The organism is Sphingomonas ginsenosidivorax (assembly GCF_007995065.1).
GTDB classification, from domain to species: domain Bacteria; phylum Pseudomonadota; class Alphaproteobacteria; order Sphingomonadales; family Sphingomonadaceae; genus Sphingomonas; species Sphingomonas ginsenosidivorax.
On the sequence record NZ_VOQR01000001.1, the window covers coordinates 3,620,489 to 3,639,392 of the forward strand.

23 protein-coding genes are annotated in these 18,904 nt (G+C 68.6%); 12 read left to right on the forward strand and 11 right to left on the reverse strand.

Translation table 11 applies throughout. The features are described from left to right. Positions 1 to 8: 8 nt before the first annotated feature. The gene (locus FSB78_RS16585) at positions 9 to 554 is read left to right on the forward strand and encodes a GNAT family N-acetyltransferase (protein WP_147083655.1); all 546 of its coding nucleotides are present in this window, start codon (positions 9 to 11) and stop codon (positions 552 to 554) included. Here FSB78_RS16585 and FSB78_RS16590 read toward each other — a convergent pair. The 4 genes from FSB78_RS16590 to rsmI form a co-directional block, all read right to left on the reverse strand. After that, positions 532 to 1,131, reverse strand: a complete 600-nt coding sequence (locus FSB78_RS16590) for a DedA family protein (protein WP_147083656.1) — start codon at positions 1,129 to 1,131, stop codon at positions 532 to 534. The genes FSB78_RS16585 and FSB78_RS16590 overlap by 23 nt on opposite strands. Positions 1,132 to 1,467: 336 nt before the next feature. Further along, positions 1,468 to 2,418 (reverse strand): glutathione synthase, encoded by a 951-nt coding sequence (gene gshB, locus FSB78_RS16595; protein ID WP_147083657.1) that lies wholly within the window; start codon positions 2,416 to 2,418, stop codon positions 1,468 to 1,470. 145 nt (positions 2,419 to 2,563) lie between these two features. Then, a complete protein-coding gene (locus tag FSB78_RS16600; RefSeq protein WP_242008357.1) occupies positions 2,564 to 2,965 on the reverse strand; it encodes a YraN family protein in 402 nt (133 codons plus the stop codon). Between the two features lie 48 nt (positions 2,966 to 3,013). After that, positions 3,014 to 3,856, reverse strand: coding sequence for a 16S rRNA (cytidine(1402)-2'-O)-methyltransferase (rsmI, locus tag FSB78_RS16605; RefSeq protein WP_147083659.1), 843 nt, complete (start codon positions 3,854 to 3,856; stop codon positions 3,014 to 3,016). Between rsmI and FSB78_RS16610 the strand changes: the two genes are divergently transcribed. After that, on the forward strand, positions 3,855 to 5,054 hold the full coding sequence (locus FSB78_RS16610; RefSeq protein WP_147083660.1) for a penicillin-binding protein activator: 1,200 nt from the start codon (positions 3,855 to 3,857) through the stop codon (positions 5,052 to 5,054). The two genes, rsmI and FSB78_RS16610, sit on opposite strands and share 2 nt — an antisense overlap. 116 nt (positions 5,055 to 5,170) lie before the next feature. Here FSB78_RS16610 and hemW read toward each other — a convergent pair whose 3' ends face one another. Further along, entirely contained in the window at positions 5,171 to 6,349 is a 1,179-nt protein-coding gene (gene hemW / locus FSB78_RS16615) for a radical SAM family heme chaperone HemW (protein WP_422396718.1), read from the reverse strand. 28 nt (positions 6,350 to 6,377) lie between these two features. Between hemW and FSB78_RS16620 the strand changes: the two genes are divergently transcribed. Next, entirely contained in the window at positions 6,378 to 6,926 is a 549-nt protein-coding gene (locus tag FSB78_RS16620) for a CAP domain-containing protein (protein WP_242008359.1), read from the forward strand. A 136-nt stretch (positions 6,927 to 7,062) separates the two neighbouring features. Here FSB78_RS16620 and rdgB read toward each other — a convergent pair whose 3' ends face one another. Then, entirely contained in the window at positions 7,063 to 7,698 is a 636-nt protein-coding gene (rdgB, locus tag FSB78_RS16625; protein ID WP_147083661.1) for an RdgB/HAM1 family non-canonical purine NTP pyrophosphatase, read from the reverse strand. Next, positions 7,695 to 8,411, reverse strand: a complete 717-nt coding sequence (rph, locus tag FSB78_RS16630; protein ID WP_147083662.1) for a ribonuclease PH — start codon at positions 8,409 to 8,411, stop codon at positions 7,695 to 7,697. Before rph ends, rdgB begins: the two co-directional genes overlap by 4 nt. A gap of 230 nt (positions 8,412 to 8,641) precedes the next feature. On the opposite strand from rph, the gene hrcA reads away from it, so the two are divergent. The 6 genes from hrcA (at position 8,642) to FSB78_RS16655 (ending at position 12,523) form a co-directional block, all read left to right on the forward strand. Further along, positions 8,642 to 9,682 (forward strand): heat-inducible transcriptional repressor HrcA, encoded by a 1,041-nt coding sequence (gene hrcA / locus FSB78_RS16635; RefSeq protein ID WP_147083663.1) that lies wholly within the window; start codon positions 8,642 to 8,644, stop codon positions 9,680 to 9,682. Between the two features lie 25 nt (positions 9,683 to 9,707). Beyond that, positions 9,708 to 10,247 carry a nucleotide exchange factor GrpE gene (grpE, locus tag FSB78_RS16640; protein WP_147083664.1) on the forward strand — a complete coding sequence of 180 codons (540 nt, stop codon included), beginning with the start codon at positions 9,708 to 9,710 and terminating at the stop codon, positions 10,245 to 10,247. A 15-nt stretch (positions 10,248 to 10,262) separates the two neighbouring features. Then, positions 10,263 to 10,820, forward strand: a complete 558-nt coding sequence (locus FSB78_RS16645) for a hypothetical protein (protein WP_147083665.1) — start codon at positions 10,263 to 10,265, stop codon at positions 10,818 to 10,820. After that, complete coding sequence (locus FSB78_RS19340) at positions 10,798 to 10,956, forward strand: hypothetical protein (RefSeq protein WP_199743209.1); 159 nt, start codon at positions 10,798 to 10,800, stop codon at positions 10,954 to 10,956. The genes FSB78_RS16645 and FSB78_RS19340 overlap by 23 nt, the downstream gene beginning before the upstream one ends. Beyond that, on the forward strand, positions 10,953 to 12,176 hold the full coding sequence (locus tag FSB78_RS16650; protein WP_147084280.1) for a threonine synthase: 1,224 nt from the start codon (positions 10,953 to 10,955) through the stop codon (positions 12,174 to 12,176). Before FSB78_RS19340 ends, FSB78_RS16650 begins: the two co-directional genes overlap by 4 nt. Before the next feature lie 107 nt (positions 12,177 to 12,283). Next, entirely contained in the window at positions 12,284 to 12,523 is a 240-nt protein-coding gene (locus FSB78_RS16655; RefSeq protein ID WP_147083666.1) for a hypothetical protein, read from the forward strand. Between the two features lie 79 nt (positions 12,524 to 12,602). Here FSB78_RS16655 and FSB78_RS16660 read toward each other — a convergent pair whose 3' ends face one another. Together FSB78_RS16660 and FSB78_RS16665 are read right to left on the reverse strand one after the other, a co-directional pair. Next, positions 12,603 to 13,070 carry a vgr related protein gene (locus tag FSB78_RS16660; protein ID WP_147083667.1) on the reverse strand — a complete coding sequence of 156 codons (468 nt, stop codon included), beginning with the start codon at positions 13,068 to 13,070 and terminating at the stop codon, positions 12,603 to 12,605. Between the two features lie 24 nt (positions 13,071 to 13,094). Continuing rightward, positions 13,095 to 13,541, reverse strand: a complete 447-nt coding sequence (locus tag FSB78_RS16665; RefSeq protein WP_199743210.1) for a copper chaperone PCu(A)C — start codon at positions 13,539 to 13,541, stop codon at positions 13,095 to 13,097. Between the two features lie 160 nt (positions 13,542 to 13,701). Here FSB78_RS16665 and dnaK point away from each other — a divergent pair, with 160 nt between their 5' ends. Then, positions 13,702 to 15,606: a molecular chaperone DnaK gene (gene dnaK, locus FSB78_RS16670; RefSeq protein ID WP_147083668.1), complete on the forward strand. Its 1,905-nt coding sequence runs from the start codon at positions 13,702 to 13,704 to the stop codon at positions 15,604 to 15,606. A 70-nt stretch (positions 15,607 to 15,676) separates the two neighbouring features. After that, positions 15,677 to 16,801 (forward strand): molecular chaperone DnaJ, encoded by a 1,125-nt coding sequence (gene dnaJ / locus FSB78_RS16675; RefSeq protein WP_147083669.1) that lies wholly within the window; start codon positions 15,677 to 15,679, stop codon positions 16,799 to 16,801. Positions 16,802 to 16,849: 48 nt separating this feature from the next. Here the strand turns inward: dnaJ and FSB78_RS19680 are convergent, their stop codons facing one another. Further along, positions 16,850 to 17,860: a hypothetical protein gene (locus tag FSB78_RS19680; protein ID WP_158638032.1), complete on the reverse strand. Its 1,011-nt coding sequence runs from the start codon at positions 17,858 to 17,860 to the stop codon at positions 16,850 to 16,852. A 194-nt stretch (positions 17,861 to 18,054) separates the two neighbouring features. Then, positions 18,055 to 18,324 (reverse strand): hypothetical protein, encoded by a 270-nt coding sequence (locus tag FSB78_RS16690; RefSeq protein WP_147083671.1) that lies wholly within the window; start codon positions 18,322 to 18,324, stop codon positions 18,055 to 18,057. A 36-nt stretch (positions 18,325 to 18,360) separates the two neighbouring features. Here FSB78_RS16690 and FSB78_RS16695 point away from each other — a divergent pair, with 36 nt between their 5' ends. After that, entirely contained in the window at positions 18,361 to 18,828 is a 468-nt protein-coding gene (locus FSB78_RS16695) for a RidA family protein (protein ID WP_147083672.1), read from the forward strand. The last annotated feature ends 76 nt before the right edge of the window (positions 18,829 to 18,904 follow it).

Sequence of the window (18,904 nt, forward strand, 5' to 3'; positions counted from 1 at the left end):
CTGTTCGGATGACGCCCCCGGTCCTCACCACTGCAAGGCTGACGCTCGAAGGACCCGACCCGGCCGACCTGCCCGATTTCGCCGCGATGTGGGCGGACCCCTTGGTCTATGCGATGATCGGCGGGCGGGCCTTCACGCGGGAAGAGACGTGGCACCGGGTGCTGCGCCATATCGGGCATTGGCAGGTCGTCGGCTATGGCAACTGGACGATCCGCGAGCGCGCCAGCGGGCGGATCGCCGGGTCGGTCGGCCTGATGGATTCGCGCCGCGACACGGTGCCGTCGTTCGAGGGGACGCCGGAGATGGGCTGGGCGCTGTGTTCCTGGGCGCATGGCCGGGGGTTCGGCGGCGAGGCGGTGGCGGCCGCGCTCGGCTGGGCGGATGCGCAGGGGATCGCGCGGACGGTGTGCATCATCGATCCGGCCAACACGGCGTCGATCGGGCTCGCGGGCAAGATGGGCTATGTCCGCGTCGCCGACGCCACCTACCGCGATGCGCCGACGCTGCTGTTCGCGCGTGCGGCTCCGGACGTCAGCCCTTCGGCTTCCAGGTGAGCACGCGCCAGACATAGCCGATCACGATCACCGCCATGATCGCCACCGCGACCGGGCCGACATAGCGGTCGAGCTGGCGGAAATGCGCGCCCATCGCGATCCCGGCATAGGCGAGCACGGTGTTCCAGATCGCGGTGCCCGCCGCGGTCCAGAGCAGGAATTTCCAGAGCGGCATGCAGGTCATCCCCGCCGGCAGCGAGATGACGGTGCGGAAGGTCGGCATGAAGCGGAACACGAACACCACCCAGATCCCGCGCTTCAGGAAGAAGGCGTGGAGGCGCTCGACGTCGCGCCATTCGAGCGTCAGCCAGCGGCCGTGCTTCGCGATGAACGGGCGGAAGCGCTCGTAGCCGATGTTGCGGCCGAGCCAGTACCAGAAATAATTGCCCGCGACCGACCCCGCGGTGCCCCAGGCGACCAGCGGCACCAGCCCCATGTCGCCGCGTGCGACCGCCATCCCGCCCAGGCCCATGATGACCTCGGACGGCACTGGCGGCACGATGTTCTCGAGCGCCATCAGCAGGAAGATGCCGATATAGCCGCCCCAGGCGATCAGGTTGAGGATGAACTCGGTCACCTGTTCCCCTCCCGCGTGCGGGAGGGGGTAGGGGAGGGCGTGTCCGCGGGCGGGGGGCGGCGTGTCTGGACAGGCCCTCCCCCAACCCCTCCCGCAAGCGGGAGGGGAGTTTCAGGGGCGACCCCTCCCGCAAGCGGAAGGGGAGTTTCTGGGGAACCCCCTCCCGCAAGCGGAAGGAGAGTTTCTGGGGAACCCCCTCCCGCTTGCGGGAGGGGGTAGGGGGTGGGCTCGCGATCTCGGCGGAAGCTGGTGCGGATGGCGCGAGCCCACCCCCGGCCCCTCCCGCGAGCGGGAGGGGAGAAAGGATTCCACGTCCCGCGAACGGGAAGCGCTACGTTAAGCACGCACCTTCTTCTCGATTGCGTCCCAGATCATGCCGGCGACATCGGTGCCGTCGAACCGCTCGATCGCGACGATCCCGGTCGGCGAGGTGACGTTGATCTCGGTCAGCCACTTGCCGCCGATCACGTCGATCCCGACGAACAGCAGCCCGCGCTTCTTGAGTTCGGGCCCGAGCACCGCGCAGATCTCGCGCTCGGTCTCGGTCAGCGCGGTCTTCTCCGCCGACCCGCCGACCGCGAGGTTGGAGCGGATCTCGCCTTCGCCGGGCAGCCGGTTGATCGCGCCGGCGACCTCGCCGTCGACCAGCACGATGCGCTTGTCCCCCTTTGCCACGTCGGGAAGGAACGCCTGCACCATGTGCGGCTCGCGCCAGGTCATGTTGAAGACCTCGATCAGCGCGGACAGGTTGGCGCCGTCGGACTCGACCTTGAAGATCGCCTTGCCGCCATTGCCGTGGAGCGGCTTGACGACGATCGCGCCGTGCTCCGCGAGGAACGCGCGCGCCTCGTCGAGGCTGCGCGTGACGAGCGTCGGCGGCATGAACTGCGGATAGTCGAGCACGAACACCTTTTCGGGCGCGTTGCGGACGTTCGCCGGATCGTTCACCACGAGCGTCTTGTCGGCGATGCGCTCGAGCAGGTGCGTCGCGGTGATGTAGCCGAGGTCGAACGGCGGATCCTGCCGCATCAGCACGACATCGGCCTCGTCGCCGAGGTCGAGCTGGACCGGTTCGCCGAAGCTGAAATGGTCGCCCTCGACGCGCTGCACGGTGACGGGATGCGCCTTCGCCCAGACGCGGCCGTCGCGGTAGTTCAGGTCCTCGGCGCCGTAGTGGAACAGCGCATGGCCGCGGGCCTGCGCGGCCAGCATCAGCGCGAAGGTCGAATCGCCGACGATGTTGATGTCGGCGATCGGGTCCATCTGGACGGCGACGGTGAGGGGCATGGCAAACCTTTCATGCGTCACCCCAGCGAAGGCCGGGGTCTCTCAGGTCGGGCCGGATGCCCTCCCCACGAAGACCCCGGCCTTTGCTGGGGTGACGGATTGTGTGAACGCGATGTAGGCGGCGGGTGTTCCGCTGTCACCCGCGCTAGGGCTGCCACGCATTCTCGATATGCCGCGGCCGCGTGCCCGGCGCGAGCAGGATGACGTCGACGCGGATGTCGTCGCTCGGGCCGGCATAGGTCGGCATCAGATACTCCGCGGCAGCAGCGACGCGTGCGAGGCGACGCTCGTCGATCGCGAAGTCGAGTTCGGCGGCGGTGGCACGCGTCTTCACCTCGATGAAAGCGACTAGGGAGCCTTTGCGCGCGACGAGGTCCACTTCGCCGGCGGGGGTGCGGACGCGGCGGTCGAGGATGCGCCAGCCCTTCAGCCGCAGCCACCAGCCCGCGAGTCGCTCGCCGCGGCGGCCCGCGGCTTCGGCGGCCTGGCGGTTGCGCGTATTCCCCTCCCGCCTGCGGGAGGGGCCAGGGGAGGGGGTGTGGGTCACCGCACTGGACATGCCCTCCCCCAACCCCTCCCACAAGTGGGAGGGGAGTTAGCCCTTCATCTCGAGCGCCCGCGCGTAGAGGGTCTTGCGGTCGAGGCCCAATTTCTTCGCGACTTCGCTCGCCGCCTGGCCGGTCGACAGGCGGGTCAGTGCCTCGGCGAGCGCGGTGTCGGCGTCGTCCTGGCTCGCGGGCGGCGCTTCGCCGGGCGGGGCGACGACGATGACGATCTCGCCGCGCGGGGGGGCGTCGGCGTAGCGGGTGGCGAGCTGGGTGAGCGTGCCGGTCACCGCTTCCTCGAACTTCTTGGTGATCTCGCGCGTCACCGCGGCGTCGCGGTCGCCCAGGCCCTCGGCGAGCGCGGACAGGCTGGCGGCGAGGCGGGGGCCGGATTCGTAGAGGACCAGCGTCGCGCGGATCGCGGCGATCTCGGCGATCGCTTCGGCGCGGGCGTGCGCCTTCGAGGGCAGGAAGCCGATGAACAGGAAGCGGTCGGTGGGCAGGCCGGCGAGCGTCAGGGCTGCGACCGCGGCGCAAGGGCCCGGGATCGTCACGACCAGATGCCCGGCGGCGCGCGCGTCGCGGACCAGCTTGAAGCCGGGGTCGGAGATGAGCGGCGTGCCGGCATCGGAGACGAGCGCCACCGCCTCGGTCGCCATGCGGGCGATCAGGCCGGGGCGGACGCCCTCGGCGCTGTGGTCGTGATAGGGCGTCATCGGGCGCTTGATGCCGATATGGTGGAGCAGTTTCGCGGTGACGCGGCTGTCCTCGACCGCGATGACGTCGGCGCGCGACAGGACGTCGGCGGCGCGCGGCGTCAGATCACCGAGATTGCCGATCGGCGTCGCGACGATGTAGAGGCCGGGTTCGAGAGGATTTTGGGGGATGGTCATGGCTCAGGCATCGATATCGCAACGCGGGCGAGGTGTCGCCCGCTGGATCGTGATTGCAGCGGGCGGCCTGCTCGCGGCGTGCCAGACGATCGTGCCCAAGGGGCCGGTGACGTCGTCGCAAGCGCGGCCGACGACCCGGCCCGCTGCGGAGGGACCGATCGGCGTCGAGGCCGGCATCCCGCGCGATGCCGAACGCAACCGCGTCGCGCTGCTGGTGCCGCTGTCGGGCGGCAACGCCGGCGTCGGCACCTCGATCGCCAACGCGACGATGCTCGCGCTGCTGGATACGCAGAACCAGCGCGTGCGGATCACCAACTACGACACCGCGACGGGTGCGGCGGCGGCGGCACAGCGCGCGATCGCCGACGGCGCGCAGCTGATCCTGGGGCCGTTGCTCGCCGACGACGTCCGCGCGGTCGCACCGATCGCGCAGGCGGCCAAGGTGCCGGTGATCAGCTTCTCCAACGATTCGGGCGTGGCCGGGAACGGTGTGTTCCTGATGGGCTATGCGCCGACCCAGTCGATTTCGCGCGTCGTCGACTTCGCGAAAAGCCGCGGCGTCAGCAATTTCGCCGGGCTGGTCCCGAACGGGCTGTACGGCGAGCGCGCGTCGACCGCGTTCCTGCGCGCGGTCGAGGGCGCGGGCGGCCAGGTCGTCTCGCTGCAGACCTATGCGCGGACCGCGGGCGGCGTGACCGGCGCGGCGGCGCGGCTGGCGGCGAAGGCGCCGTACGACGCGGTGCTGGTCGCCGACAGCGGCGCGACCGCGGCACAGGCGGCGGGGCTGGTGAAGCGCGGCGCGGGCGCGTCGACGCGGATTCTCGGCACCGAGCTGTGGAATTCGGAGACCGCGCTGGCGGCCAAGCCGGCGCTGGCGGGGGCATGGTATGCGGCGGTGTCGGACACGCTGTACCGGCAATATGCCGCCAAATACCGCGCGCGGTTCGGGAGCGGGCCGTACCGGCTGTCGAGCATCGGCTATGATTCGGTGCTGCTGACGGTGCGGATCGCGCGCGACTGGCGGCCGGGGACGGCGTTCCCGGTCGGTCGGCTGCGCGATGGCGACGGCTTTTCGGGAATCGACGGCGCGTTCCGCTTCGGGCGCGACAGCATCGCCGAGCGTGCGCTCGAGGTGAAGGAGATCCGCGGGGGCACGACCAGCGTGGTGTCGCCGGCGCCAACCGGGTTCGGGGGGTAATCCTGCCCTGTCGTCATCCCAGCGAAGGCTGGGATCTCGTGCGTCGGGGGCGCCGCTTGATCCGCGAGAGACCCCAGCCTTCGCTGGGGTGACGGTTTGGGGGTAGCGGGCCGTTACTACGCCGTCACGATCTCCGGCAAAATCGCGTCGAGCAGCAGCGCGCCGGCTTCGGTGACGCGCAGGCGGCCGGGGGTGCGCGCGATCAGGCCCAGCGCTTCGAGTCGCGCGACCGCCGCGAGGTCGACCGGCACGACTCCGCCGTTCAAGCGCGTGATGCGGTCGAGGTCGACGCCTTCGGTCAGGCGCAGGCCCATCAGCAGCGCCTCGGTGGCGCGCGTCGACGGGGTCAGCGGGTCCTCGAGCTCGAGCCCGTGGCCGTTGCGCTCGACCGCGCCCAGCCAGTTTTCGGGCTTCTTCCGCCGCACGGTCGCGAGGCCGCCGCGCCGGCCATGCGCGCCGGGGCCGATGCCGGCATAATCCTGGTAGCGCCAGTAGGCGAGATTGTGGCGGCTCTCGGCGCCGGGCCGCGCGTGGTTCGAGGTCTCGTAGGCGGGGAGCCCCGCGGCGGCGGCGTCGGCGCGCGTCGCCTCGAACAGGTCGGCGGCGCTGTCGCCGTCGGGGATGGTGATCCGCCCTGCGAGCGCCTCGGTCGCGAAGCGCGTGCCGGGTTCGATCGTGAGCTGGTAGAGCGAGAGATGCTCGGTCCCGAACGACAGCGCGCGGGCGAGTTGCGCGCGCCAGTCGGCGAGGCGTTGGCCGGGGAGCGCGTAGATCAGGTCGAAGCTGACGCGCGGGAACACGCTCTGCGCGACCGCGAGCGCGGCCTGGCCTTCGTTGACGTCGTGCGCGCGACCGAGGAACGCGAGCGCCTCGTCGTCGAGCGATTGCAGCCCGAGCGACACGCGGTTAACCCCGGCGCGCGCGAGATCGGCGAAGCGCGCGGCCTCGACCGAGGAGGGGTTGGCCTCCAGCGTGATCTCGATGCCATCGGCGAACCCCCAGGCCTTCTCCGCCGCGTCGAGGATCGCCGCGACCGTCTCGGGCGGCATCAGCGAAGGCGTGCCGCCGCCGAAGAAGATCGACTGGAGTTTCCGCCCGGGCAGCACGGCCGCCTCGTGCGCGAGGTCGGCGAGCAGCGCGGTGCGCCACGCGGCCTGGTCGACCTGTTCGCGGACATGGCTGTTGAAGTCGCAATAGGGGCATTTCGACACGCAGAACGGCCAATGGACGTAGAGCGCCAGATCTGCGGCGGGGTCTGGGCTTGGTGTTTGGGCGGGGAGCATTATCTCGCGCATATGGTCGCGGTGGCCGGCGGAGGGAAGCGTGAAGGCTCTGGGACTGGCGATGGCGCTCTTGCTGGCCGGCTGTGCGCAGGGGCCCGAGCGCGTGGTCGAGCGCGCCGCGACCGACGTGCCCGCGCCGCGCGGGGCGGGATTGCTCAAGGCGGCGATGATGAACGGCCACAACGCTGCGCGCGCTGCGGCGGGTGTCGCGCCGCTCGCCTGGAGCGACACGCTGGCGGCGAGTGCCGCGCGCTACGCCGAGACGATGGCGCGGACCGGGCGGTTCGAACATGCGGTGCAGCCGATGGGGCCGGGTCGCGAGGGCGAGAACCTCTGGACCGGCACGCGCTACGCCTATGCCTATTCCGAGATGATCGGGCACTGGCTCGCCGAGCGGAAGGACTTCGTGGACGGCGTCACGCCCGCGTTCAGCCGAACGGGGAAGTGGGAGGACGTCGCGCACTATACGCAGATCGTTTGGCGGGACTCGACGCAGGTCGGGTGCGCGATGGCGAGCAGCCGGGGCGAGGATTATCTGGTGTGCCGCTATGCGCCGCCGGGGAATGTCGTGGGTGAGCGGGTGTATTGAGGGCGCGAAGATTTGGGCCCACCCCTTATCGTCATGCCAGCGAAGGCTGGCATCTCCCGGTTCAGGCCGGGTGGCCGGTAACGGGAGACCCCAGCCTTCGCTGGGGTGACGGGGGAGCGGGGCGGGCGCCCCGGCTTTAAAAGACCGCAGCCTCCATCAGCTTGAACGCTGCGTTGCGGTGGCTGATCGCGTTCTTGGTCTCGTGCGGCAGTTCGGCATAGGTCTGGTCGTGGCCGAGCGGCTGGAAGACAGGGTCGTAGCCGAATCCGACGGTCCCGCGCGGCGGCCACACCAGCGTCCCGTCGGCGCGGCCTTCGAACCATTCGACATGGCCGTCGGGCCAGGCGAGCGCGAGCACGCTGACGAAATGCGCAGCTCGGCTGACGTCGAGGCCCTTGGCCTGGACTGCGTCCTCGACTTTCTGCATCGCCAGGTTCCAGTCGCGGCCGGTCGGCGTTTCCGCCCAGTCCGCGGTGTAGACGCCTGGATCGCCGCCCAGCGCATCGACGCACAGCCCGCTGTCGTCGGCGAGCGCGGGGTAGCCCGACAGGTCGGCGGCGGCGCGCGCCTTCAGTTCGGCATTGGCGAAGAAGGTCGTGCCGGTCTCGGCGGGCTCGGGCAGGTCGAGCTCGGCGGCCGAGACGACGTCGAGGCCGCGGCCCTCGAGCAGCGCTGCGATCTCGCGGACCTTGCCTTTGTTGTGGCTGGCGATGACGAGCTTGCCGGGGGCGAGCTTGCGGATCGCCTGGGGGATGTCGCCTTCGCCGCTCATGCCTTCACGGCCTTGTCCTGCGCGGCGAAGATGTCGCTGCAGCCGATGCGCGCGAGGCGGAGCAGGCGGAGCAAGGCCTCCTCGTCATAGGTCGCGCCCTCGGCGGTCGCCTGCGCCTCGGCGATGTTGCCGTTTTCGAGCAGGACAAAGTTCGCATCCGCATCCGCATTCGAATCCTCGATATAGTCGAGGTCGAGTACGGGCGTGCCCTGATGGATGCCGCAGCTGATCGCCGCGACCTTCTGCGTCAGCGGGTCGGCGGTGAGCTTGCCGCTCGCGAGCAGCCCGTCGATCGCGAGCCGCAGCGCGACCCAGCCACCCGAGATCGATGCGGTGCGGGTGCCGCCATCGGCCTGGATCACGTCGCAGTCGATCACGATCTGGCGCTCGCCGAGCAGCTTCAGGTCGGTGACGGCGCGCAAGCTGCGGCCGATCAGCCGCTGGATTTCCTGCGTGCGGCCCGACTGCTTGCCCTTGGCGGCCTCGCGGTTGTTGCGCGTGTTGGTGGCGCGCGGGAGCATGCCGTATTCGGCGGTGACCCAGCCCTCGCCCTTGCCGCGCATGAACGGCGGGACCTTTTCCTCGACGCTGGCGGTGACCAGCACCTTGGTGTCGCCGAAGCCGATCAGCACGGAGCCCTCGGCATGTTTGGTGAAGCGGGGCTCGATCGTGATGGTGCGCATCTGGTCTGGAGCGCGGCCGGATGGGCGCATGGTCGGTATCCTAACGGGAGTGAGTGATTACCCGCTGCCTAGCCTTTCGTTTGGTCGCTCGCCAGCCCAACCACCCCCGTCATCCTGACGAAAGTCAGGATCCAGGGTAACCGGGTGCGGTCCTGCATGGCTCTGGATCCTGACTTTCGTCAGGATGACGGCAGGCGCGGGGTGGATCCGCATTCGGATTACCTCTTTTTGCGGTGGTCGATCCGCCCTAGATCAGAGTCATGGCCCCGCCCGTCACCGAACTGACCGACCGCGCGCGCGACATTTTCCGTGCGGTCGTCGACAGCTATCTCGTGAGCGGGACGCCGGTGGGATCGAAGACGATCGCGCAGCTCGCCGGATTGAGCCTGTCGCCCGCGTCGATCCGCGGGGTGATGGGCGAGCTCGAGGGGCTGGGGCTGCTCGCGTCCCCGCATACCAGCGCGGGGCGGATGCCGACCGACCGGGGGCTGCGGCTGTTCGTCGACGGGATGATGCAGGCGATGGAGCCCTCGATCGAGGAGCGCCAGACGATCGAGGCGCGCGCCGGGGTCGGTGGCCCGGTCGAGGAAGCGCTCGCCGCGACGACGCTGGCGCTGTCGGGACTGTCGGCGTGTGCGGGGCTGGTGATGGTGCCCAAGCGCGAATCGACGCTGCGGCAGCTGGCGTTCGTGCCGCTATCGGCGCAGCAGGCGCTGGCGGTGCTGGTCAGCGAGGACGGGTCGGTCGAGAACCGCGTGATCGACCTGCCGCCGGGCATGAGCCCGTCCGCACTGGTCGAGGCGGGCAATTACATGACCGCCACGCTGGGCGGGCTGACGCTGGCCGAGGCGCGCGGGCGGATCGAGCGCGAGCTGGCGGACGGGCGCGCGGTGATCGACGGGGTCGCGCGCACACTGATCGAGCGTGGCCTCGCGGTATGGAGCGAGGATGCGAACCGGCGGCCGGTGCTGATCGTGCGCGGGCAGGGCCGGCTGATCGATGCAGCGGCGGCGGCCGATCTCGACCGAGTCCGCGACCTGCTCGACGACCTCGAGGGCAAGCAGGAAGTGGCGTCGCTGCTCGACAGCGCGCGGGCGGGCGACGCGACCCGGATATTCATCGGCGCGGAGACGAAATTGTTCGCGCTTTCAGGGTCTTCGGTGATCGCCCGGCCGTTTCGCGGGCTCGATGGGCGGGTGGTCGGCGTGGTGGGGGTGATCGGCCCCACGCGGTTGAACTATGCGCGCGTCGTGCCCATGGTGGATTTCACGGCTGCAACGCTCGCCCGGTTGATGGGTTGAGCGGGCCACTATTACAGGGACTGACATGACCGATACCGACCAGAACGCACCGGCCGACCTGCGCGAAGAGACCGCCGACGCCGCGCCCGAAGTCGCCGAGCAGGATCGCACCGTCGAGCTGGAGAACCAGCTCGCCGAGGCCAAGCAGAACGTCCTCTACGCACAGGCCGAGGTGCAGAACGTCCGCCGCCGCGCCGAGAAGGAAGCGCAGGACGCGCGCGCCTATGCCGCGACCGCGTTCGCCCGCGACATCCTGTCGGTCGCCGACAACCTCGCCCGCGGGCTGTCCGCGATTCCCGCCGAGCTGCGCGACGACGAGAAGATGAAGGGCCTCGTGACCGGCCTCGAGGCGACCGGCCGCGAGCTCGACAGCGTGTTCCAGCGCCACGGCCTGACCAAGATCGCGGCGATGGGCGAGATGCTCGACCCCAACAAGCACCAGGCGATGCTCGAAATGCCGAGCGACCAGCCGCCGGGCACCATCGTCCAGGAGATGCAGACCGGGTACATGATCAAGGACCGGCTGCTTCGGCCGGCGCTCGTGGCGGTCGCCAAGGCGGGGTGAGCGGAGGTCGGGGCGATGACACCCTATCGCCCCGAATTCGAGACGGCGCTCCGCGTATTTGCGCGTGCGAGTAAATTGCTGATTGCGCAGGGGTATGAGGCGCCAATCCTCGTCGGTGGCGCGGCGGTTGAAATCTTTACCGCGAGCGCCATCGCCACGGGCGATTTCGATGTCGTCACCGCTCGTCAGGGGGCGTTTGAAGCGGCGTTGCGCAGCCTGGGTTTTGTGAAACCTTCGGGTCCCGGCATGGCGACACGGGGCTGGGTTCATCCCGATCTGATGCTTTCATTCGAGGTCGTGTCGACGCGGCTGCTCGATGGTCTGGCGGACCGCAAACGCGTGCTGGTCCTCGATTTCGGAACGGAGGGCACCGCTTCGATCATCTCGGTCGAGGACATGATCGCCGATCGCATGGGGCAGTTTGCTTCGGGCACCGCCCCGGAAATGCGCGGCCAGGCGAGGGCAATGCTGGTTCTTCACACGGATATCGATAGGGCGTATCTCGCGCACCGAATTATCGAGGAAACCGCTGGTGACTATCGAATCGAAGATGTCGAAGGCGATCCCCTTTGAGATTTTTGCCGCCGACATGGCGCAGCGCAAGGCTGCGGCAGGTGACCTCGTCGTGCCACGCAACGCTGGCAACCGCCGCACGCCCAGCAAGCGCGCGCTGCTGAAGGCGATCGCGGATCTGGGTGGCACGTGGTGAATTCGAACCTCACCGCCGACCGCGCGACCTTCGTCACGCATCTCGAATGTTCGATCACGGGCGAGCGCTACGAGGCGGACCAGCTGCACGGGCTGTCGCGCGCCGGGCGGCCGCTTCTGGTGCGCTACGATCTGGAGGCGGTGCGCGCCTCGCTGCCGAAGCGGATGCTCGAGACCCGGCCGACCGATCTGTGGCGGTGGCGCGAGCTGCTGCCGGTGCGGCATACCGGCAATATCGTCAGCCTGGGCGAGATCGAGACGCCGCTGGTGCCTATCCCGAAATCCGGTGGCCCCAACGTGCTCGTCAAGGACGAGGGGCGGCTGCCCACCGGCAGCTTCAAGGCGCGCGGGCTCGTCATGGCGGTGGCGATGGCGAAGGAACTCGGCGTCACCAGAATCGCGATGCCGACCAACGGCAATGCCGGCGCGGCGCTCGCCGCCTATGCGACGCGGTGCGGGATCGAGACGATCGTGTTCTGCCCCGACGACACGCCCGAGATCAACGTCCGCGAGATCGCGATGCAGGGCGCGCGGGTGTGGCGAGTCAACGGGCTGATCGACGATTGCGGCGCGATCGTCGGCAAGGGCGCGGCGGAAGGGCGCTGGTTCGACTTCTCGACGCTCAAGGAGCCGTACCGGATCGAGGGCAAGAAGACGATGGGGCTGGAACTGGCTGCGCAGTTCGGCTGGACGCTGCCCAAGGCGATCTTCTACCCGACCGGCGGCGGCACCGGGCTGATCGGGATGTGGAAGGCGTTCGACGAGCTGGAAAAGCTCGGCTGGATCGGCTCCGAGCGCCCGAAGATGTTCGCGGTGCAGGCGAGCGGCTGCGCGCCGATCGTCAAGGCGTTCGAAGAGGGCCTGGAGCATGCCGAGCGCTGGGAGGATGCCGCGACGGTGGCGGCGGGGATCCGCGTGCCCAAGGCGGTCGGCGACTTCCTGATCCTCCGCGCGGTGCGGGAGTCCGGGGGGCAGGCGCTGGCGGTCGGGGATCCGGCGATCCTGGCCGCGGTGGAGGCCTGCGCGAAGAAGGACGGGTTGCTGCTGTGCCCCGAAGGCGGCGCGACGCTGGCGGCCTATACGCAGGCGCTGCACACCGGGCTGGTCGACGAGGAGGACGATGTCGTTTTGTTCAACTGCGCGACCGGGCTGAAATATCCGATGCCGGAGGCACCGCAAGCGCTTGATCGGACACGACCTATCGATTTCGACGCGCTGTAATCCGGCGGATCCGCGCCGATGCGGCAGGCTTCGGGCCGCCGCATCGGCGGTTGTATGTGATCGCCATTGCCTGCAACGGGACGCCCTTATTTACAAAAAGGGTTCTCATGCAAAAACTACTCCAGGTCGTTTGCGTCGTTCTCGTCGCCGCCGTCGTGATGTTCGGCGGGCGGTGGTACATGTACGTCGCGCGCGGCGAGAGCCCCTATGACGAGGTCGGGATCGCGCTGAACGGCTATGCGCCGGCGCCGATGCGGGCCTGGGGCTGCCACACAATGCAGGCGCGCTTCCCGGGTCAGCTGCCGCCTTATGGCTGCAGTGGTGCGGATGGGCGCCGCTGGATCTGATCGCTTCCTCGTCATCCTGACGTTCGTCAGGATCCAGAGTTCCGCGCGCGCCGTTCGTGGCTCTGGATCCTGACTTTCGTCAGGATGACGGAGATGGGGGCCTGAACGGCAGCAGCGTCTCGTACTGCGCCAGCGGCGGCGCGCCGGGCACCTTCGCCCCCTTCCGCAACAGGAAGGCGTGGCGGACGATCTCGCCCTGCTGCTCGATACCGTAGCGCTTGAGCGTCAGTCCCGGCCGCAGCGCATAGTCGTAGCGACACCAGGGATGGCGGACGAGCGGCAGGCAGATCCCGCGCTGGTGCTGCCAGATGTGCACCATCTCGTGGATGAACAGCCCCTGCTGGTCGAGATGCGCATGCGCGAAATCGTCGCACCACAGATCGCCCTTGGGGTGGAAATGGATGCAGCCGCGCGGGGCCATCACCGTGTCGCGCGGCTGGAAGAACGCCCATTTGCGGCGCGCCAGGCCGACCTGCGCGTAATCGATCGCATCGCCGAAGACCGAGGCGGCGAGCGCGGTCTCGCCATCAGTCAGGCCGCGCTTCACTGGCCGTCCGTCACTGGCCGCACGTCACTGGCCGCCCGGATCGCCCGCCGCGATCACATCCGCATTGTGCAGGATGCGCGTGCCGTCCGCGAACGCGAAGGTGAAGTCGATCTTGCGGCCGCGCGCGATCCCCGGGTTCACGTCGAACAGCATGACGTGCCGGCCACCGGGCTTGAACGCGACGTCGGTGTTCGCCGGGATCTCGACGCGCTGCAGCGGCGCCATCTGCGCCATGCCGCCCTTGGTCATCGTCTCGTGCATCTCGGACTTGATCGCGACGTCGGTGGTCACCGAGATCAGCGTCGCGGGGGCGGGGCCGCCATGGACCGTGAAATACGCCGCCGCAGGGCGTCCGGGCACCGCGGCAAGGCGGACCCAGGCATGGTCGACCGCCAGCTCGGCGGGCTGCTCGCACGCGGTGAGCAGGCTCGCGAGCCCGCCCATCAGTCCCAGTGCCAGAACGCTACGCATAATCAGCTCCGCATTAGCCTCTTGCGTTCCTTACGTGCGGTACAATCTTGCGACAAGCGCGGGCCCACCTATATCGCGCCCATCATCCAATTGGTTCCACCGCCGTAACGGGGTGGGACCGGTTATTTTTTTATCGTTTGTGAGGGGCTAGTTAGAACTCATGGCTAAAGTAATCGGCATCGATCTCGGGACCACCAACAGCTGCGTGTCGGTGATGGAGGGCGGCAAGCCCAAGGTGATCGAGAATGCGGAAGGCGCGCGCACGACGCCGTCGATCGTCGCCTTCGCCAAGGACGGCGAGCGACTGGTCGGCCAGCCGGCCAAGCGCCAGGCGGTCACCAACGGCGACAACACGATCTTCGCGGTGAAGCGCCTGATCGGTCGCCGCTTCGACGACCCGATCACCAAGAAGGACACCGAGCTGGTCCCGTACAAGATCGCGCGCGGCCCGAACGGCGACGCGTGGGTCTCGGCCGGCGGCAAGGATTATTCGCCCTCGCAGATCTCGGCGTTCACGCTGCAGAAGATGAAGGAGACCGCGGAGTCGTATCTCGGCGAGACGGTCACGCAGGCGGTCATCACCGTCCCGGCCTATTTCAACGACGCCCAGCGCCAGGCGACCAAGGACGCCGGCCAGATCGCCGGTCTCGAGGTGCTGCGCATCATCAACGAGCCGACCGCGGCTGCGCTCGCCTACGGCCTCGAGAAGCAGGACGGCAAGACGATCGCGGTCTACGATCTGGGCGGCGGCACGTTCGACGTCTCGATCCTCGAGATCGGCGACGGCGTGTTCGAGGTGAAGGCCACCAACGGCGACACCTTCCTGGGCGGCGAGGATTTCGACAACAAGCTCGTCGAATATCTGGCCGAGGGCTTCAAGAAGGACGAGGGCATCGACCTGTCGAAGGACAAGCTCGCCCTGCAGCGTCTGAAGGAAGCCGCCGAGAAGGCGAAGATCGAGCTCAGCTCGGCCGCGTCGACAGAGGTCAACCTGCCCTTCATCACCGCCGACCAGAATGGTCCGAAGCATCTGGTGCGCAACATCACGCGTGCGGACCTCGAGAAGCTGGTCGACGATCTGATCAAGCGCACGATCGACCCGATGAAGAAGGCGCTCGCCGATGCCGGCCTGAAGACCGACGACATCAGCGAAGTCGTCCTCGTCGGCGGCATGACGCGCATGCCGAAGGTCCGCGAGGCCGTGAAGGCGTTCTTCGGCAAGGAGCCGCACACCGGCGTCAACCCGGATGAGGTCGTGGCGATGGGCGCCGCGATTCAGGCGGGCGTGCTGCAGGGCGACGTCAAGGACGTGCTGCTGCTCGACGTGACGCCGCTGTCGCTCGGCATCGAGACGCTGGGTGGCGTGTTCACGCGGATGATCGATCGCAACACGACGATCCCGACCAAGAAGTCGCAGACTTACTCGACCGCGGACGACAACCAGGGCGCGGTGACGATCCGCGTGTTCCAGGGCGAGCGCGAGATGGCGGCGGACAACAAGATGCTGGGTCAGTTCGACCTGATCGGCATCCCGCCGGCACCGCGCGGCGTGCCGCAGATCGAGGTCACGTTCGACATCGACGCCAACGGCCTGGTCAACGTGTCGGCCAAGGACAAGGGCACCGGCAAGGAGCAGCAGATCCGCATCCAGGCGTCGGGTGGCCTCTCGGACAGCGACATCGACCAGATGGTCCGCGACGCCGAGCAGTTCGCCGAGGACGACAAGAAGCGCCGTGCGGCAGCCGAGGCGAAGAACAACGCCGAGAGCCTGATCCACACCACCGAGCGCCAGCTTGCGGACAATGGCGACAAGGTCGACGACGCGTTGAAGGGTGAGATCCAGACCGCGATCGACGCTGCCAAGGCGGCGGTCGAGGGTGGCGATCCCGACGCGATGACCGAGAAGAGCAACGCGCTCGCGCAGGTCGCGATGAAGCTCGGCCAGGCGATCTACGAGAAGCAGTCGCAGGCCGATGCCTCGCCCGACGCCGGTGGCGACACCGCGAAGAAGGACGACGATGTGGTCGACGCCGAATTCTCGGAAGTCGACGACAACAAGGCGTAAAACCTATGCCGACCCCCCGTCATGCCAGCGTAGGCTGGGGTGACGGGGGTGGCGCGCGCGGGGGCGAAGTATGAGTACCCAGGTCGATTATTACGAACTGCTCGAATGCGAGCGGACCGCGGATGCGGGGACGATCAAGTCGTCCTATCGCAAGCTCGCGATGAAATATCACCCCGACAAGAATTCGGGGTGCAAGGACTCCGAATCGAAGTTCAAGGCGGTCAGCGAGGCGTATGACTGCCTCAAGGACCCGCAGAAGCGCGCGGCCTATGACCGCTTCGGCCATGCCGCGTTCCAGAATGGCGGCGGCGGCCAGCAGAGCCAGGGCTTCGGCGATTTCGGCGACATCTTCGAATCCGTCTTCGGCGAATTCATGGGCGGCGGGCAGCGCGGCGGTGGCCGCACGGCCGCGCGGCGCGGTGCGGACCTGCGCTACGACATGGAGGTCACGCTCGACGAGGCGTATCACGGCAAGGCGACCGAGATCACCGTCGACGTGTCGGCACCATGCGATACCTGCGACGGCTCGGGCGCACGCCCCGGCACGCGCGCGAAGACGTGCCAGCATTGCGGCGGCCACGGCAAGGTCCGCGCGCAGCAGGGCTTCTTTGTCGTCGAGCGCGCCTGCCCGGTCTGCGCCGGCGCAGGCCAGGTGATCGCCGACCCGTGTCCGGACTGCCGCGGCGAGGGCCGCGTCGAGAAGACCAAGACGCTCAGCGTCAACGTGCCGCCGGGTGTCGACGAGGGCACGCGGATCCGCCTGACCGGCGAAGGCGAGGCCGGCGCGCGCGGTTCGCCCGCGGGCGACCTTTACATCTTCCTCCACGTCGCCAAGCACCGCCTGTTCGAGCGCGAGGGCACGACGCTGTTCGCGCGTGCGCCGGTCAGCTTCACGGTCGCGGCGCTGGGCGGATCGCTGTCGATCCCCGGGCTCGACGGGCAGAACCACGAGGTCAAGATCCCCGCCGGGATCCAGTCCGGCAAGCAGCTCCGCCAGCGCGGCGCCGGCATGCCGGTGCTGCAGGGCCGCGGCCACGGCGACCTGGTGATCCAGATCGACGTCGAGACGCCGACCCGGCTGTCGCTGCGCCAGAAGGAATTGCTCGAGGCGTTCCGCGAGACCGAGACGGGCGACGAATGCCCGGCGAGCCAGGGGTTCTTCGCGAAGCTGAAGGGCGTGTTCGCGGCGGAGTGAGGTCTGGTGACGGAGGCGACGTCGTCGACGAAGCCTCCGTCCCATCGTTCAGACGATCGGTACCGATGGGACGCTGATCAGTTCGACAACGCCCTTCTGGCCACGGGCACCGTCCGGCCCATCTGCACCGGGGGCGCGTCGCGTGCCCGCGCTGCCGCCATGTCCACCACCGCAATGTACGCTGCCATGGCCGCCCGGTCCCCCATAGCCTGGGCGTCCGGCACGACCGCCAGCGCCGTTGCCGCCACCTGATCCGCCTTGATTGAGAATTGACGCGTAACCGAACTGGCTGACGCCGAGTGAGGTCGATACGAACGTGAGCGCTGCTCCGTCGCCACCTTGGCCACCGCCGCCGCCAGGCCCGCCCGAACCACCGTCGCCACCGCGGCCACCGTCGCCGCCGCCATGCTTGCAATCGAAGACTCCGTCGGACCCCTTCTTGCCCTCCGCCCCGTCGCCCCCGTCGCCGCCTGCGCCGCCGCGTCCTCCGTCGCCGCCGGTCACACCACGTAGCTTGAGCGAGAGATTGATCGAGCGCGGCTTCGGGTCATTCGCGACGGAGAAATGGTCGACGATGAAATAGACGTGCGGCAGTGCGTGCGTCGTACCTGTGCCGCCCGGCTGGCCCGTTGCGCCCGCCGCGCCCGGTCGGCCGTTGAAATTCTGCTCGCCCTGACCATTTGCGCCGCGAGCCCCATCAGGCCCGTCGACGCCGTCCGCCGCCGGCGCATCCACGAAGCGGATGCGGTAGCTGGAGGTGGCATCCGGGAACTTCACGTCCCGGGCCGCAATCACGATATAGGGAGCCGACACATTCTGCAGGACAAGTTCGCTGCCGGGGGAGAAGCTGACCACGTCGGCTTTCAATACCGTGCCTGCAAACGGTTCGGAGCCGTCGACCGGAAACAGGGTCTCGACCTTGGTCATGCCAATAAGTGCAGCGCGAACCTCGTCGGGCAAAGCCGCATCGAGCGAGGGGCGAGACTGCGGGACTTCATCCTGAGCCTGTGACGTCGCTGCCACGAAGGCCGATGCGAGCAGGAAATGGCGCAAACGCATGGTCGATCCCCCAAATGTCCCTCCGCAGGTTTCTGCGAAGTGTAGGGACAGTGCAGGGACGTCTAAAAAACCGCTATCGATGACCCGTCCGTTTTGCCGGCAAGACCACGCAATGGGTCCGCATCGGAGCGGTCAGGCTGTCGGGACACCGCCCTAGCCGCGCCCCTCCTGGGAGGGGCGGGCGGGCCGATGGATCAGAAGGCGGTTACGACCACCCCGACCACCAGCGCCTGGGCCGCGATCACCAGCATGGTGCTGGTCACGGTTTCGAACATGCGCATGGGTAGGTCTCCGACGCCGGAGAAATATCCGGCAAGGCGGATATGGGCATAGTTGCGCCTTGTCGCAATTTTGTAACGTGCGATCGCGGTTGCATCGAATGCATGCAGGACGTGCGGGAACCGCCTGAAAGCCGCGGTTCGTCGCGGCGTGCGGGCACCTCCTGCGATCCAACCGCGCGCCATCTTGACCGGGTAGCCCGACCGTGTTGATACCGAGGAATGACCGATCGTATCGACCGCAAGCTCGAAGAGCTTGGCCTTGCGCTGCCGCAGGCCGCCGCCCCCGTCGCCGCCTATGTGCCGACCGTCCTCGCAGGCAATCTGCTCCATGTCTCGGGCCAGCTGCCGTTCAAGGACGGCCAGCTCGTCACCGGTCGCCTCGGCGACGGCGTCAGCATCGAGGATGCGCAGGAGGCCGCCCGGCTGTGCGGGCTGATGATCCTGGCGCAGGTCAAGGCGGCGCTCGGCGGTTCGCTCGGCCGCGTCGAGCGGATCGTCAAGCTCGGCGTGTTCGTGAACTCCACCGGCGACTTCACCGACCAGCCCAAGGTCGCCAATGGCGCCTCCGAACTGATGGTCGCGCTGTTCGGCGACGCCGGCAAGCATGCGCGCTCGGCAGTCGGCGTGCCCGTGCTGCCGCTCGGCGCCGCGGTCGAGATCGACGCGATCGTGCAGGTTGCCGCGTAACCCTCGTACGCCGCTGTCTTGAGCGCTTCCCCGGCGGAGGCCGGGGCCCAGGCGGGAAGGCCGATGTGACCGTGGA